Below are 14,664 nucleotides of genomic sequence, written 5' to 3'. Positions count from 1 at the left end.
TGCTGTCCGCCGAATCCCGCAAAACTCCTGAGACTTACGAGGTGTGAGCTTTCACACGCAACGCAGAATTGCCTTGCGGCGTCGGCGTCCGGCAGAGTCTTGCTTCCGTCAGGCCCCGCATACGGCACACGTGCACCCTCAGGGGTGCGGCACCACACAACTCAACAGCCGTTCGCCGTATGCCGCCCACAGCACCACGGGCCCGTGTCTTCTGTGACCCATTACGTCGGAGACCAGCGCCAGGGGCACGATTTCGCCCGCTTGGTCACCTGCGTGGGCGATGCTGGAAGGAAACCGTGTGAGCCGGATCTCGGTCCGGGGATTCGCGGTGGCTTCGGCCACTGCGGTCACCACCGTCGGCGCCGTCGTGGGCGTTGCCTCGGGCAACACCCAGCCCTCGGGCGACAACTTCGAGGCCACCGCGGCCGACACCACGCTGCTCGCGGACATCCCCGTCGGCGAACAGGCCCAGGTACAGGTCTCCTCGCTCTCGGAGCAGGCGGCCGCCCAGGCCGCCGCGGCCGACTCGGCCGTGAAGAAGTCCGCGGAGGAAGCGGCCCGCATCCAGGCCGCCAAGGACGCCGAGGCGAAGAAGAAGGCCGCGGACAAGGCGGAGCAGGAGCGCAAGGAGGCCGCCGCGCGCGCCGAGCGTTCCTCGGTCCGTGACGCGTCGAGCTTCTCCGCCCAGGGTTCGTACTCCATCGCGGAGGTCAAGGCGATCGCCCGCCAGATGATCCCGGCCTCGCAGTTCCAGTGCTTCAGCAACATCGTGGACCACGAGTCCGGCTGGAACTACCGCGCGACCAACCCGTCCTCGGGCGCGTACGGCCTCGTCCAGGCTCTCCCGGGTTCGAAGATGTCGACGGCCGGCGCCGACTGGCAGACGAACCCCGCCACCCAGATCAAGTGGGGCCTGAGCTACATGAACAACCGCTACGACAGCCCCTGCGGCGCGTGGCAGTTCTGGCAGGCCAACCGCTGGTACTAGACCGGCGAGCTCAACCTCGGGGAGCCCCTCACCGTCCTACGGTGAGGGGCTTCATGCGTGTAGGTTCTGGTCCACGGCTCCCGGGGGGAGTGAGCGGGGGAAGAGAGAAGATCATGTCAAGACTGCCAGGATGGCTGAACAGCCTCGGCGACGGCCTGCGCCGCATGGGTGACCGCCTGGACGAGCGCCGCGCACGGGCCGAGGGTGAGGACGAACCGGACGCGCCGCGGGGCCATCTGACGCCTCCGGCCGGCGACGGCGACGCACAGGGGTTCGCGCGGACCCCCGGGCAGCCGCCCGCCACCGGACCGGCCGCGGAACAGGACTCGGGGGACACGGCCGGGCAGCCGTCCGGCGGACGCTCGGGTTCCAAGGGCGCGTTCGAGTCCGCGCGGTGGCCCGGGCGGCGCGCGCCGTGGACCGGGAGCACCGCCGTCTCCGTGCCCGCGCCTCCGCACTACGCCCCCGCCGTCGCCGCACGGCCCGACCCGGTCGCCGCGATCCCGTGGGGGATGAGGGTCGCGGCCGAGGCCGGCTGGCGGCTGCTCGTGCTCGCCGGCACCGTCTGGGTGCTGATGAAGGTGATCAGCTCGGTGCAGCTGGTCGTCCTCGCCTTCGTCGCCGCGCTGCTCATCACCGCCCTGCTCCAGCCCACCGTGAAGTGGCTGCGCCGTTCCGGGCTGCCGCGTGGCGTCGCCACCGCCGTCACCGCCGTCTCCGGATTCGTGATCATGGGCCTGGTCGGCTGGTTCGTGGTCTGGCAGGTCATGGACAACATCGACAACCTGTCCGACCGGGTCCGGGACGGCATCGAAGAGCTCAAACAGTGGCTGCTCGACAGTCCGTTCCACGTGACCGAGAAGCAGATCAACGACATCGCCAAGAACCTCAGCGACACCGTCGGCGCCAACACCGAACAGATCACCTCCGCCGGGCTCCAGGGCGTGACCGTGATCGTGGAGGCGCTGACCGGCATACTCCTCGCGATGTTCTGCACGCTCTTCCTGCTGTACGACGGCAAGAAGGTCTGGCAGTGGACGCTGAAGCTGGTGCCCGCCCAGGCCCGCCCGGGCGTCGCGGGCGCGGGGCCCCGGGCCTGGCGGACCCTGACCGCCTACGTCCGCGGCACGGTGCTCGTCGCGCTGATCGACGCGGTCTTCATCGGCCTCGGGCTGTACTTCCTCGATGTCCCGATGGCCGTCCCGCTCGCCGTGTTCATCTTCCTCTTCGCCTTCATCCCGCTGGTCGGTGCCGTCATCTCCGGCGCCCTCGCGGTCGTGGTCGCCCTGGTCACCAACGGGGTGTTCACCGCCCTGATGGTCCTCGTCGTCGTCCTCGCCGTCCAACAGATCGAGGGGCACGTGCTCCAGCCGTTCATCCTCGGCCGGGCGGTCCGGGTCCACCCGCTCGCCGTCGTCCTCGCGGTCGCGGCCGGCGGACTGACCGCCGGCATCGGCGGCGCGGTGGTGGCCGTGCCGCTGGTCGCGGTGACCAACACCGTGGTCGCCTACCTCCGCGCGTACAGCCAGGAACGGGCCCTGCTCGGCGCCCCGGAGCCGCGCGGCGCGACCGCGTACGAGATCGCGCCGACCCCGGCGCCCGGTTCCACGGAGCGGGGTGACGCATGATCTCCGAACCGGAGCTGATGGGTGAGGCCGACTTCCCGGCGGGGCAGCTGCTCGCCCACGAGCCGAAGGCCCCGCGCCCGCCGCGTCCCCGGCGCCCGTGGCTGTGGGCGCTCGGCGGTGCCGTCGTGGCGTCGGCGGTGTGGGCCGGCGGACTGTACGCGTACGAGCGGAGCCAGGAACGGGGCGTCGATCTCGGCGGGTACGGGCGTGTCGACAACCTGTGCCAGAAGGCGAAGCTGGAGTCGCTCACGAGGGCGCTCGGCACGCGGTCGCTGGACGCGCCCGGCAGCGTGGAGCGCAACGACGTGCTGGACAGGTCGTACTGCTACCTGCAACTCGGCAGCGAGGGCTCCGGCTACGCGGTCGAGGTCGTGTACCAGCTGCACAGGGTGACCGACCCGGAGCCGGAGTTCGGGGTGCGGGTCAGGGAGTTCGCGGGGGAGGGGATCAGGGACCTGCCGGGCATCGCGGAGCAGGCGCTCTTCGACCGCGACGAGGACAACAGCCGCGCCGTGCTCCACGTCCTGGACGGGCAGGCGGAGATCTCGATCAGCCTCACCGTCAACGACGCGTACGACGAGGACGGCGAGCCGGTCCAGGGGGCGAAGCGGCGGAACCTGTCCACGATCGACGCCCAGCTCACCGACGACATGAACGCGCTGATCGCCGTGCTCAAGAAGTGACACGGCGCGCGTGACGAAGAAGGGCCCCGGGGTGCGTACCCCGGGGCCCTTCCTTCAGTTCACACGCCTCACTCGGCGATGAGCGCTTCCGCGTCCAGCGTCACGCCGACCGCCTGGATCACCGAGGCGATCTTGACGGCCTCCTGGATCGTCTCGCGCTCCACGCCGGCCTTGCGCAGGACCTGCTCGTGCGAGTCCAGGCACTGGCCGCAGCCGTTGATCGCCGAGACGGCCAGCGACCACAGCTCGAAGTCGACCTTCTCGACACCCGGGTTGCCGATGACGTTCATCCGCAGACCGGCGCGCATCGTCCCGTACTCCGGGTCCGACAGCAGGTGCCGGGTCCGGTAGAAGACGTTGTTCATCGCCATGATCGCGGCGGCGGACTTGGCCGCCGTGTACGCCTCGGGCTTGAGGTTGGCCTTGGCCTCCGGCTCCAGCTCGGCCAGGACCTTCGGCGAGCGCGAGGCGATCGCGCAGGCCAGGACCGTGCCCCAGAGCTGCTGCTGCGGGAGCTCGCTGTTGCCGATCACCGAACCGAGGTTCAGCTTCAGGTCCTTGGCGAAGTCCGGTACGGCTGCCTTGAGTTCGTCGAGAGCCATGTCAGATCACTCGCCCGAGAGCAGCGCGGCCGCGTCGAGGGTGGTCTCGCCCTTGTTCCAGTTGCAGGGGCACAGCTCGTCGGTCTGCAGGGCGTCCAGGACCCGCAGGACCTCCTTGGGGTTACGGCCGACGGAGCCCGCGGTCACCATGGTGAACTGGATCTCGTTGTTCGGGTCGACGATGAAGACGGCGCGCTGGGCGAAGCCGTCCTCGCCCTCGACGCCGCAGTCGCGCATGAGCTCGTGCTTCGAGTCGGCGAGCATCGGGAAGGGCAGGTCACGCAGGTCGGCGTGGTCCTTGCGCCAGGCGTGGTGCACGAACTCCGAGTCGCCGGAGACGCCGAGGATCTGGGCATCACGGTCCGCGAACTCGTCGTTCAGCTTGCCGAAGGCGGCGATCTCGGTCGGGCAGACGAAGGTGAAGTCCTTGGGCCAGAAGAACACCACGCGCCACTTGCCCTCGTAGGACTTGTGGTTGATCTGCTCGAACTCCTTGCCGCTCTCCAGCGACACGCAGGCGGTCAGGTCATAGGTGGGGAACTGGTCACCGACAGTGAGCACGCGCTCTCCTTGCAGAATGGAAGGGTCCTTTTTGGGGTCTTCCGTGGAGGTTGGACGGATCCACAGCATGGCACGGGGTGCATTGATCAGTGAAATAGCTACACTCGGTCGGGTTGATCGAAGGTGGTTATCAGTGATTCCTGCACGACGTGTGAAGCAGCCCAGCTTGTCCCAGCTCAGAGCCTTCGCGGCGGTCGCGGAGCATCTGCACTTCCGGGACGCGGCGGCGTCGATCGGGATGAGCCAGCCGGCCCTTTCGGGCGCGGTTTCGGCTCTCGAAGAGGCACTCGGTGTCCAGCTCCTCGAGCGTACGACGCGCAAGGTGCTGCTCTCGCCCGCCGGGGAGCGGCTGGCGGTCCGGGCGAGGGCCGTCCTGGACGCCGTCGTGGAGCTGATGGACGAGGCGGAGGCGGCCCAGGCGCCGTTCACCGGGGTGCTGCGACTCGGCGTGATCCCGACCGTTGCCCCGTATCTGCTGCCCACCGTCCTCGGCCTGGTCCACCGGCGCTATCCCGAACTCGACCTCCAGGTCCATGAGGAGCAGACCTCCTCCCTCCTGGAGGGTCTCGCGGGCGGGCGGCTCGACCTGCTGCTCCTGGCCGTGCCGCTCGGCGTCCCCGGCGTGACCGAACTGCCGCTCTTCGACGAGGACTTCGTGCTCGTCGCACCCGAGGGCCATCCACTGGCCGGCCGGGACGGCATCCCGCGCGAGGCGCTGAAGGAGCTCGACCTGCTGCTCCTGGACGAGGGGCACTGTCTGCGCGACCAGGCCCTCGACATCTGCCGGGAGGCCGGCCGCACCGAAGGGGCGCCGGTCACCACGACCGCGGCGGGCCTTGCCACGCTGGTCCAACTGGTGGCGGGCGGGCTCGGCGTCACCCTGCTGCCGCGCACGGCCGTCAAGGTCGAGACCGCCCGCAACACGGCCCTGATCACCGGCCGTTTCGCCGATCCGGCTCCCTCGCGGCGGGTCGCCCTCGCCATGCGCACGGGCGCGGCGCGGCAGGCCGAGTTCGCGGAACTGGCCGAGGCCCTGCGGGGCGAGATGAAGCGGCTGCCGGTACGGGTGTTGAGCGCCGGTTCCTGAACAGGCGCCGGCGCCCACCCCTGTACACCCCCTACTCGGTCCTGAGCCCGTTCGCCCGCATCAGCCGCCACAGCGGCGGCAGACTCATCAGCGTCACGGCCACGATGAGCCCCGCGCCGACACCGGTCACCGGCAGGAAGACCCACCAGTCCTCGACCTGCGCGCCGATCATCCTCAGGAGGACGAATCCGAGCCCGAGCCCGCCGATCACCGCGAGTGCGAGGCCCAGGAGGATCGGGATCGCCGTCTGCCACAGCACCGAGCAGCCCAGCGTGGTCCGCCGGGTCCCGAAGGCGACGAGCGAGGACAGCAGCCGCTTGCGGTCCCGTAGTTGCTCCAGGGTCGTGACCAGCAGGGAGGCGGCCACGAGCAGCATCGTCGCCGTCGCGCCGAGGAGGATTCCGGTGCGGACGCTGCTGAACTGCGCGTCCCGCTCGGTGTCCTGCAGGGCCCGCACCCAGCTCAGCGGATCGATCCCGGCCGCCGTGTTCCGTACGTGCTCGGCGGCGTCGGGCACCGTGGGATCGAGACGGACCAGCGCGGAGGCGTCCGGTGAGTCCAGGCGGTCGACCTCGATCGCCGACGGGGTGGCGAGGATTCCGAAGCGGTACCCACCGATGGGGTCCGGGCGCGAGTCGACCGTCCGCGCCGTCTTCGGAAGGCGCCAGGTCGGCACGGGCTTGCCCCGGTGGAGCTCGACGTCCCGCAGGGCGACCTCGGCGCCCGGCCGGGCCGTCTCCAGGACCCGGGCGTCCCCCGGGCCGGCCTGCGCGCCGTGTGCCAGGGCGATGAAGACGTCTCCGTCCTCGCACGAGGGCAACGTCGCCACCTCCCTGAGAGAGGCGCAGTCGCCGACACCGATCGGGAGGGTCGGGGCGTACTCCTCGCCCTGCTTCAGCGGCCCGGGCCGCCACACATGCGCATCGATCGTGCCGATCACACCGGTGACGCCCGGAGTCTTCGAGAACCTCTCGATCATCTCCCGGGCCTCCCCGCCGTCCCTCGCGTCGATCCGGGCCTCCAGCTGGGCCCGTGCGGTGTCCTGTCCGGTCACGCTCACGAAGTCGTTCTGCATCGCGTGGAAGAGCATCTGGAGCGCGATCGCCCCGGCCGCCGCGACCACGATGCCGCTGACCGCCCTGGCGGCCGTACCACTGCTCAACTGCAGGCGACGGACCGCCAGCTGCCACGCCACCGGACCGCCGCGCAACCGCCGGACGACGGCCTCCACCAGCCAGGGGAGGAGCGTGGTCAGACCGACGAGGGCCAGCACCGAGCCCACGGCGACCCCGACGGTGTCGATCGCGGTGTCGCCCATGCCGATGTCGCCCGCCATCGGGACGAGCAGGGCCGCCCCGGCCCCGACGAGCAGCAGCCGCCACCAGAGCCGACGGGGGCGCGGTGTCACGGTCCGGACCACCCCGAGCGGCTCGATCGCGACCCCGCGCAGCGCGAAGAGGGACACCGCGACCGCCGAGACCGGCACGATCACGAGGATCAGCGCGGCGAGCGGGGCCAGTGGCACCACGTCGGAGGAGAAGGCGTTGACGTCCCACACCGTGACCGTGCCGACGAACCGCCGCGCCACGGCGAAGACCCCGGCGCCGAGCGCGAGGCCGAGCAGCGCCCCGGCGAGGGACTCGCCGGCCGCGATCCGCCGGGTCATGGCGGTGTCCGCGCCCACCAGGCGGAGGGCGGCGAGCCGCCGGTCGCGCTGTTCGCCGCCGAAGCGGACGGCGGTCGCGATGAAGACGAGCACCGGCAGGAGCAGCACGACGCAGGCGATGAGGACGAGCAGGAGCAGGAAGGCGTTCAGCGGCTGGTTCGGCACCGACCAGCCGTAGCGCTTGCCCCGGCCGTCGTAGTTGTCGGTGGTGAGGATGTCGCTCCCGGCGACGTACCGCAGTTCGGTCGGGCCGATCAGTCCGGCCTGTCCGATCGTGCCGGTGATCCGGTACGGGATCCGCTCGCGCAGCAGCGCTCCGGCCGGGGAGGCGAGCAGTTCGCCGAGGGCGGGGGAGACCAGCATCTCGCCCGCCGCGGGCACACGCCCCGCGCCCGGGGGGACCGCGGTCCGCGGGCCCTCGGGTCGCAGCAGCATGCCGGTGACGCCCTGCCCGCGGTAGAGGGTCCGCTGCCGGAGGAAGAGGAAGGTGTCGGGCCCCGGCTCGGTGAGGGTCTCGCCCGCGTGCACGTCCCGGGCGGCCTCCCGCACCTCCCGCTGGAACATCATGTTCGGGATCGACGCGGCCAGCAGCAGCAAGGCGACGCCGAGGCCGATGCCGGTGGCCGTCAGGGCCGTCCGGAGCCGGCTGCCACGCCCACCGGTGACCGCGAAGCGGGCGCCCAGCGCCAGGTCGCGGGACCAGGTGCGTACGCTCATGCCGCCCACTCCGTGTCCCGTACCGAGCCGTCCCGTACGACGACCTCACGGTCGGAGTAGGCGGCGACCCGGGCCTCGTGGGTGACGAGGACGACGGCGGCTCCGGTGTCCCGGGCCGCGTCCGTGAGCAGCCGCATCACCCGCTCGCCGTTGAGCGAGTCGAGCGCGCCGGTCGGCTCGTCGGCGAAGAGCACCCGCGGGGCGCTCACGAGCGCGCGGGCGACCGCGACCCGCTGGCCCTGGCCGCCGGATATCTCCCCGGGCCGCTTGGCGCCGACCTCGTCGACCTCCAGGCGCGTCAGCCACTCGTGCGCCCGGGACTCGGCACTCTTGCGGCGCTCGCCGTTCAGCCGCAGCGGCAGGGCGACGTTCTCGACGCAGGTCAGCTCCGGGACCAGCTGGCCGAACTGGAAGACGAAGCCGAAGTCGGAGCGGCGCAGCGCGCTGCGCTCGCCGTCCGAGAGGGCGGTGAGCTCCCGTCCGTCGTAGGTGACGGTTCCGGCGTCGGGCCGGACGATTCCGGCGAGACAGTGCAGCAGGGTGGATTTTCCGGAGCCGGAGGGGCCCATCACGGCGACGACCTCGCCGGCCCGGATGGCGAACTCGGCGCCGGAGAGCGCCGGGGTCGGTCCGTACGCCTTGTCCAGACCGCTCGCCCGGAGCAAGGGGGTGGTGGTCATCGGCGGATCTCCTCGGCGAGCCGGTCGAGACGGGCGGCGGTCAGTTCCAGCCAGCGCAGATCGGCCTCCAGGTGGAAGAGGGCGTGGTCGCAGATCAGCTGGTCGGCGAGGTCGCCGTCCTTCTTCCGCCGGGTCAGCTCGCGCATCAGCCGCAGGTGCTCCGCGCGCTGCACGTCGAGCAGCTCGGCCGCCCCGCGTCCGGTGAGAAGAGCCAGGACGACCTTGGTGTAGAGGGTGGACTGGAGGTACGGCTCCGGCTTCTCGGGGCGGCGCAGCCACTGCTCGACGTCGGTGACGCCCGCCTCGGTGATGGCGTACCGCTTCCGCTCGGGGCCACCGCCGGCCTCGATGCCGTCCACCTCGACCAGACCGTTCTTCAGCAGCCGGGACATCGTCGAGTAGACCTGTCCGTAGTGCAGCGGCCGGTCGTGGCCGAATCTCTCGTCGAAGGCGCGCTTGAGGTCGTAGCCGTGGCGCGGGCCGGACTCCAGGAGCCCGAGAAGGGTGTGGGCGATTGACATGGCGTCACTCTACACCCGGTGTATACGCACGGTGTATAGATCTCGGGTTCGGCGGTTCACCCCTCGTACGGACGGACTGTGACCGGTCTCGCACAACCATCACGCGCCGGGGAGCGTCGGTTCCATGGGAGCGGGTGCTGATTCTCACGTCCGGAAAAGGCGGATCGATCGCCCTTTGTCTACATGGGCGGTGTTAGCTTGCTGAGCTGATTCGACGACGAGTGGAGCGACGGAAGACATGGGCCGAACGGAACGACAGGGGAAGAAGGGCGGGCGGATACGCCGTCTCTTCACCTGGAAGAAACTCCTGGGCACGTTCTTCGTCGGCTGCCTGCTCGCCATGGGCGCCTTCTACGCCGTGTACCTGATGGTCCCGGTGCCGGTCGCCAACGCCCAGGCGACCATGCAGAGCAACGTCTACAAGTACGCGAACGGCAAGGTCCTCGCCCGCACCGGCGAGATCAACCGCGAGATCGTCGGCCTGGAGAAGATCCCGCTCGGTGTGCAGCGTGCCTTCGTCGCCGCGGAGAACAAGACCTTCTACAAGGACAACGGCGTCGACATCAAGGGCACCACCCGGGCCGCGTGGAGCACCGTCAGCGGCAAGGGCAAGCAGGGCGGCTCGACGATCACCCAGCAGTACGTCAAGAACTACTACCTGAGCCAGGACCAGACGGCGACCCGCAAGCTCAAGGAGATCGTCATCGCGCTGAAGGTCGACCAGCGCATGAAGAAGTCCGAGATCCTCGCCGGGTACATGAACACCAGCTACTACGGCCGCAGCGCGTACGGCATCCAGGCCGCGGCCCAGTCGTACTACGGCGTCGACGCCTCCAGGCTGGACGTGGCCCAGGGCGCCTACCTCGCCTCCCTGCTCCAGGCCCCCAACCAGTACGACTGGACCTCCGCCACCCCGACCGGCCGCAAGCTGGTCGAGGAGCGCTGGAACTACACCCTCGACAACATGGTCGAGGAGGGCTGGCTCGACGCGACCACGCGCGCCACGCTGAAGTTCCCCGTGCCGCAGAAGGCCAAGGCGGCCCCCGGCATGGAGGGCCAGCGGGGCTACCTGGTCGAGGCCGCCAACCAGGAGCTGATGCGCCAGGGCATCCGCGAGGAGGACATCAAGGCCGGCGGCTGGACGATCACCCTCAACATCGACGAGAAGAAGCAGAAAGCCCTGGTCAAGGCCGTCGAGCGGCAGCTGGAGGCCAAGCTCGACCGCAAGGGCGACAAGAAGGACGCCACCGTCCAGGCGGGCGCCACCTCCGTGGACCCGAAGACCGGCAGGGTCGTCGCGATGTACGGAGGCGTCGGCGCCACGGAGCACTGGACGTCGAACGCCACCCGCCGCGACTACCAGCCCGCCTCGACCTTCAAGCCGCTCGTGCTCGCCTCCGCGCTGGAGAACGACGCCAAGACCCAGGACGGCCGCCGGATCGGCCTCGGCACCGTCTACGACGGCGACAGCCGGCGGCCGGTCGTCGGCAGCGACGTGCCCTTCGCCCCGGAGAACGAGGACGACCGGAGCCACGGCCCCGTCACCGTCCAGAAGGCCACCGACAAGTCGATCAACTCGGTCTACGCCCAGATGATCGTGGACGTCGGCCCGGGCAACGTGAAGAAGACCGCCCTCGACCTCGGCATGAAGGACGGCGTGGACTTCGGGGAGAGCCCCGCGATGTCGCTCGGCACCATGGGCGCCTCCACCTGGGACATGGCCGGCGTCTACGCCTCGCTCGACAACCACGGTGTGAAGGTCACCCCGACCATCGTGAAGTCCGCCGAGCACAAGGACCGCAAGGCCGATCCGGTGAAGCCGATCGGCGAGCAGGTCGTCAGCCGCGAGACCGCCGACACGGTCACCACGGCCATGATCGGTGTCGTCAGGAACGGCTCCGGCTTCCGCGCGGCAGGCGACTACGACGCGGCGGGCAAGACCGGCACCTCGGAGAACAACCGCTCCGCCTGGTTCGTCGGCTACACCCCCGAACTCGTCACCGCCGTCGGACTGTTCGGCGAGGACACCAAGGGCAACCAGGTCACCCTCACCGACACGATCAACGAGGGCCGCGCCAACGGCGGCAGGACCCCCGCCCAGATCTGGGGCGACTACACCACCGCCGCGCTCGGCGGCGGCTCCGACGCCCGCTTCGACCTGGAGACCGACGACTCCTCGGTCGTCGAGCCGGACCCGACCCCGAGCGCGACCACCGAGGCCCCGACCTCGACCCCGCCGCCCACCACCGGGTCGCCCGACCCGACCCCGCCGCCGAGCTCGACGGAGACCACACCGCCGCAGCCGACGGACACGATCACGATCCCGCCGCAGCCGACGGAGACCACCGACCCGAGGCCGCCGACGATCGAACCGCCGGTCGACGGCGACGACGAACAACGTCCCCCGCTGTGACACGACGAAGGCCGGGCCCACCAGGGCCCGGCCTTCGTCGTACGGCTCGCCTCTCCCGCCAGGATCCGCGGGAACCCGTCAGCGGGTCGGAAGCTCGAACCAGACCACCTTGCCGCCCGAGAGCCGGGTCGCTCCCCAGCGCCTGGCCAGCCTGTTCACCAGGAAGAGCCCGCGCCCGCCCTCGTCGGTGTCCCGCGCCCGCCGCTGGCGCGGCAGCTGCGGGGAGTCGTCCCCGACCTCGCAGCGCAGCACGTCCGTCTTCAGGAGCCGCAGGGTCACCGGCCTCTCCGCGTACCGCACGGCGTTCGTCACGACCTCGCTGATCAGCAGCTCGACCGAGTCCGAGAGCTCCTCCAGGTCCCAGCGGGCGAGCGCCCGCCGCGCGAGCCGCCGGGCCCGCCCCGGGGCGGCGTCCTCCGGTTCGAGGAACCAGTACGCCACGTCACTGGGGGCGATCCCGTCGAAACGGGCCGCCAGCAGCGCGATGTCGTCGTCCCGGTCGCCCGGGCCCAGCATGTCCAGGACGTCGTCGCACAGCGCCTCCAGCGGCGGCGAGTGATCCGGACCGGTGAGCTGGGCGGTCGCCGCCAGGCGCTCGCGCAGCTGCTCGATCCCGGTCCACACGTCGCGCAGCCGGGACTCCACCAGACCGTCCGTGTAGAGGAGCAGCGTGGCGCCGGCCGGGGCGTCCAGCTCGACCGCCTCGAAGTCGACCCCGCCCACGCCGATCGGCGCCCCCGGCGGCACGCGCAGGACCTCCGCCCGGCCGCCGAGGTGGAGCAGTATCGGCGGCGGATGGCCGGCGTTGGCGATGGTGATCCGGTGCGAGACCGGGTCGTACACCGCGTACATGCAGGTCGCCATCCGGTCCTGGCCCAGCCGCTGGGCCTGCTCGTCCAGGTGGTGCAGCACCTCCTGCGGCGGCAGGTCGAGCCCGGCCAGCGTCTGCGCCGTGGTCCGCAGCTGCCCCATGATCGCGGCGGAGGTCATGGAGTGGCCCATGACATCACCGACGACGAGGGCGACCCGGCTCCCGGGCAGCGGGATCGCGTCGTACCAGTCACCGCCGACCCGGGCCGTCTCGGCGGCCGGCAGATAGCGGGAGGCGAGCCGGACACCGGTCGGCTGCGGCAGCGAGTCCGGCAGCATCGTGCGCTGCAGCTCGTCCGCGATGTACGCCTCGCGGCCGTACAGCACCGCCTTGTCGATGCCGAGCGCGGTGTGCGTCGCCAGCTGCGCCGCGACCAGCAGGTCGTTGGGTTCAAAACCGGGCCGCTCGGGGCGGCGCAGGAAGACGGCGGCGCCGATGACCCGCCGCCGTCCGCGCAGCGGGGCCAGTATCGCCCGGTGCCCGCCGGGCACCGGATGGTCCCCGCCCAGCAGCTCGGGCAGCGCGGCGCGGGCGGCGGCGGAGTCGCCGAAGACCGGCCGCACGCCGCGCAGGACCTCGGCGAGCGCGCTGCCGGAGCGGACCTCGCACAGCTCGGCGGCCGGCGTCGGGTCGGGATCGGGGACGAGCATCAGCTCCTCGCCCTCCCCATCCGTTAAGCGCAGCCGGTCGGTACGGCGCAGCCGCAGCACGAACGGCGCGACCGGCCGCTCGTCGCCCACCGGAAGGGGGTCGCGCAGATAGACCAGGATCGCGTCGGAGAAGGTCGGCACGGTCGCCCGGCACAGACCGAGCACGATCTCGTCGAGGTCTATGCCGCGCGCGATCCGCCGCGTCGCCGCGCCCACGAACCGCAGCCGGTCGCCCTCTCGTCGCGTCGCGGCGAGATCCTGCGGGGCACCGCCGCCGGGCCCCGACACGGCCACCACCGCGGCGCCCTGGCCGGGCGCGGGACGGCCGTTCTCGCCGTCCGCGTCGACGGCGGTGTGTTCGGCCGCGGTGCCCGCGACGGCCGTCTCGCCCCCGGCCGGGGGCGTCGCGGAGGGCGGCGTCGCCTGCCCGGGCACAGGGACACCCGCACCGGAGCGACCGGGGCCGAGCGCGTCGCCGGCCCGGGGACCGGGCTGCGCGGGCAGCGGCGCCTCGGCCGCTTCCTGGCGGGGGCGGGTGCGCTCGTGCGACCGGGCAGCCAGCGGCTGCCGGCCTTCGTGGGAGGTGGGATGCTCCGTCACGCGTGGGATTCCGTCCGTCCGGGCCGGTGGTGCGATGCACTCGCTCTTCTCGCCGATGCCGCGCCTTCACCGGGGATAAACCCCTGGCACGCGGTGGATGTGAATGCCCCGCGAGCAGCGGCAACGACAGGGGTGGGAACACCCGGGCAGACGTCCGGCACTGCTCTCCCCCTCAGAATGACTTACGGTCAGGTCCTGCGCTGTGCTCTGTGGTTGACGCCTCGTCCGGTTGATCACCGCCTTGCGGAGGACGATCCTACGTTTGCACCCCGGGGGCGCATCAAGGGTCTCACGGTGCCGTGTGCGCCGGAGTGCGGTCCCAGTCCGCCGGAAGCTCGGGCACGGTCCAGCCGGGATCGGGCCGCCAGTCCTCCCAGCCGTCGGAGAACGGCGTGCCCCACGCCCGGATCACCTCGACCGCGGCGCGGCCCGCGGCCCGCACCCGCCCGGCCTGGGCCCCGTCCATCAGACCGGCCCGCTGGGCCTGAGCGAACTCGTCCTCGTCCCGCCACAGCCAGCTGCGGTCGGGGTAGACGGAGATGTCGAGGAAGTGGTCCTCGGAGTCGACGCCGCCGGACCACCTGGTGCGCGGCTCCTCGAGGTTCACGTACCAGCTGCGGAAGCGCCAGCCGCGCTCCCAGAACAGCCAGACCGACCAGGGGTCCTGGGGCCGGGCCAGCTTCAGGACGCCCGTACCGAACCAGCGCGAGCGTTCGGTGGTCCGCGGGGCGGTGTAACGGGTGGCGAGCGGCTCCTCGTGGACGGGGGTCCCGTCGGCGAGCACCGGCCTGACGCACTCGGTCTCCGGCGCCATCCAGACGGCGAGCAGCTCGGAGGTGTCCTGGACGACGGTCACCGGCCGGCAGATGTGCACCGCGCCGGAGCCGTTGCCGCGGTAGCGCCAGAGGATGTGCTCCCCCGGCGCCCAGTGCTGAGGGCCGCCCGATCCTGTCATGCGCAGATCTTAGGGGCGGGCCCCCTGCCGCGCTGCGGCACA

12 protein-coding genes are annotated in these 14,664 nt (G+C 71.4%); 5 read left to right on the top strand and 7 right to left on the bottom strand.

Going from position 1 to position 14,664, the window contains the following annotated elements; all coding sequences use genetic code 11:
• The first annotated feature begins 298 nt into the window (after positions 1 to 298).
• The 3 genes from ACZ4VW_RS02335 to ACZ4VW_RS02325 all read left to right on the top strand — a co-directional run bounded on the left by ACZ4VW_RS02335 (position 299) and on the right by ACZ4VW_RS02325 (position 3,299).
• A complete protein-coding gene (locus ACZ4VW_RS02335; RefSeq protein ID WP_467957516.1) occupies positions 299 to 988 on the top strand; it encodes an aggregation-promoting factor C-terminal-like domain-containing protein in 690 nt (229 codons plus the stop codon).
• Positions 989 to 1,101: 113 nt separating this feature from the next.
• Positions 1,102 to 2,616: an AI-2E family transporter gene (locus ACZ4VW_RS02330; protein ID WP_467957514.1), complete on the top strand. Its 1,515-nt coding sequence runs from the start codon at positions 1,102 to 1,104 to the stop codon at positions 2,614 to 2,616.
• On the top strand, positions 2,613 to 3,299 hold the full coding sequence (locus ACZ4VW_RS02325; protein ID WP_467957512.1) for a hypothetical protein: 687 nt from the start codon (positions 2,613 to 2,615) through the stop codon (positions 3,297 to 3,299). The genes ACZ4VW_RS02330 and ACZ4VW_RS02325 overlap by 4 nt, the downstream gene beginning before the upstream one ends.
• A gap of 68 nt (positions 3,300 to 3,367) precedes the next feature.
• Here ACZ4VW_RS02325 and ACZ4VW_RS02320 read toward each other — a convergent pair whose 3' ends face one another.
• Both ACZ4VW_RS02320 and ACZ4VW_RS02315 read right to left on the bottom strand, forming a co-directional pair.
• Entirely contained in the window at positions 3,368 to 3,901 is a 534-nt protein-coding gene (locus ACZ4VW_RS02320) for an alkyl hydroperoxide reductase (RefSeq protein ID WP_355105705.1), read from the bottom strand.
• Positions 3,902 to 3,907: 6 nt separating this feature from the next.
• A complete protein-coding gene (locus ACZ4VW_RS02315; protein WP_467957510.1) occupies positions 3,908 to 4,462 on the bottom strand; it encodes a peroxiredoxin in 555 nt (184 codons plus the stop codon).
• A gap of 133 nt (positions 4,463 to 4,595) precedes the next feature.
• Between ACZ4VW_RS02315 and ACZ4VW_RS02310 the strand changes: the two genes are divergently transcribed.
• Complete coding sequence (locus tag ACZ4VW_RS02310; protein WP_467957508.1) at positions 4,596 to 5,549, top strand: hydrogen peroxide-inducible genes activator; 954 nt, start codon at positions 4,596 to 4,598, stop codon at positions 5,547 to 5,549.
• 31 nt (positions 5,550 to 5,580) lie between these two features.
• Here ACZ4VW_RS02310 and ACZ4VW_RS02305 read toward each other — a convergent pair whose 3' ends face one another.
• From ACZ4VW_RS02305 to ACZ4VW_RS02295, 3 genes are read right to left on the bottom strand one after another with little or no spacing between them, the layout of a single operon-like run.
• Complete coding sequence (locus ACZ4VW_RS02305) at positions 5,581 to 7,932, bottom strand: FtsX-like permease family protein (RefSeq protein WP_467957506.1); 2,352 nt, start codon at positions 7,930 to 7,932, stop codon at positions 5,581 to 5,583.
• Positions 7,929 to 8,612 carry an ABC transporter ATP-binding protein gene (locus ACZ4VW_RS02300; protein ID WP_467957504.1) on the bottom strand — a complete coding sequence of 228 codons (684 nt, stop codon included), beginning with the start codon at positions 8,610 to 8,612 and terminating at the stop codon, positions 7,929 to 7,931. The genes ACZ4VW_RS02305 and ACZ4VW_RS02300 overlap by 4 nt, the downstream gene beginning before the upstream one ends.
• On the bottom strand, positions 8,609 to 9,133 hold the full coding sequence (locus ACZ4VW_RS02295) for a PadR family transcriptional regulator (RefSeq protein WP_467957502.1): 525 nt from the start codon (positions 9,131 to 9,133) through the stop codon (positions 8,609 to 8,611). The genes ACZ4VW_RS02300 and ACZ4VW_RS02295 overlap by 4 nt, the downstream gene beginning before the upstream one ends.
• A 238-nt stretch (positions 9,134 to 9,371) precedes the next feature.
• On the opposite strand from ACZ4VW_RS02295, the gene ACZ4VW_RS02290 reads away from it, so the two are divergent.
• A complete protein-coding gene (locus ACZ4VW_RS02290; RefSeq protein WP_467957500.1) occupies positions 9,372 to 11,546 on the top strand; it encodes a transglycosylase domain-containing protein in 2,175 nt (724 codons plus the stop codon).
• Positions 11,547 to 11,624: 78 nt separating this feature from the next.
• Here the strand turns inward: ACZ4VW_RS02290 and ACZ4VW_RS02285 are convergent, their stop codons facing one another.
• Positions 11,625 to 13,667 carry a SpoIIE family protein phosphatase gene (locus ACZ4VW_RS02285; RefSeq protein ID WP_467957498.1) on the bottom strand — a complete coding sequence of 681 codons (2,043 nt, stop codon included), beginning with the start codon at positions 13,665 to 13,667 and terminating at the stop codon, positions 11,625 to 11,627.
• Between the two features lie 289 nt (positions 13,668 to 13,956).
• Complete coding sequence (gene fomD / locus ACZ4VW_RS02280; protein WP_467957496.1) at positions 13,957 to 14,622, bottom strand: cytidylyl-2-hydroxypropylphosphonate hydrolase; 666 nt, start codon at positions 14,620 to 14,622, stop codon at positions 13,957 to 13,959.
• Positions 14,623 to 14,664: the final 42 nt, after the last annotated feature.

The sequence above is a fragment of the Streptomyces sp. NPDC029139 genome (genome assembly GCF_055564335.1).
The sequence above is the reverse complement of the archived record's forward strand: the minus strand, read 5'-3'. Positions and strand labels throughout refer to the sequence as shown.

Bases quoted from the DNA above. Each gene is read 5' to 3' on its own strand.
- ACZ4VW_RS02330 (WP_467957514.1), top strand. From the start codon at position 1,102: ATGTCAAGACTGCCAGGATGGCTGAACAGCCTCGGCGACGGCCTGCGC.
- ACZ4VW_RS02325 (WP_467957512.1), top strand. From the start codon at position 2,613: ATGATCTCCGAACCGGAGCTGATGGGTGAGGCCGACTTCCCGGCGGGG.
- ACZ4VW_RS02320 (WP_355105705.1), bottom strand. From the start codon at position 3,901: ATGGCTCTCGACGAACTCAAGGCAGCCGTACCGGACTTCGCCAAGGAC.
- ACZ4VW_RS02305 (WP_467957506.1), bottom strand. From the start codon at position 7,932: ATGAGCGTACGCACCTGGTCCCGCGACCTGGCGCTGGGCGCCCGCTTC.
- ACZ4VW_RS02300 (WP_467957504.1), bottom strand. From the start codon at position 8,612: ATGACCACCACCCCCTTGCTCCGGGCGAGCGGTCTGGACAAGGCGTAC.
- ACZ4VW_RS02295 (WP_467957502.1), bottom strand. From the start codon at position 9,133: ATGTCAATCGCCCACACCCTTCTCGGGCTCCTGGAGTCCGGCCCGCGC.
- ACZ4VW_RS02290 (WP_467957500.1), top strand. From the start codon at position 9,372: ATGGGCCGAACGGAACGACAGGGGAAGAAGGGCGGGCGGATACGCCGT.
- fomD (WP_467957496.1), bottom strand. From the start codon at position 14,622: ATGACAGGATCGGGCGGCCCTCAGCACTGGGCGCCGGGGGAGCACATC.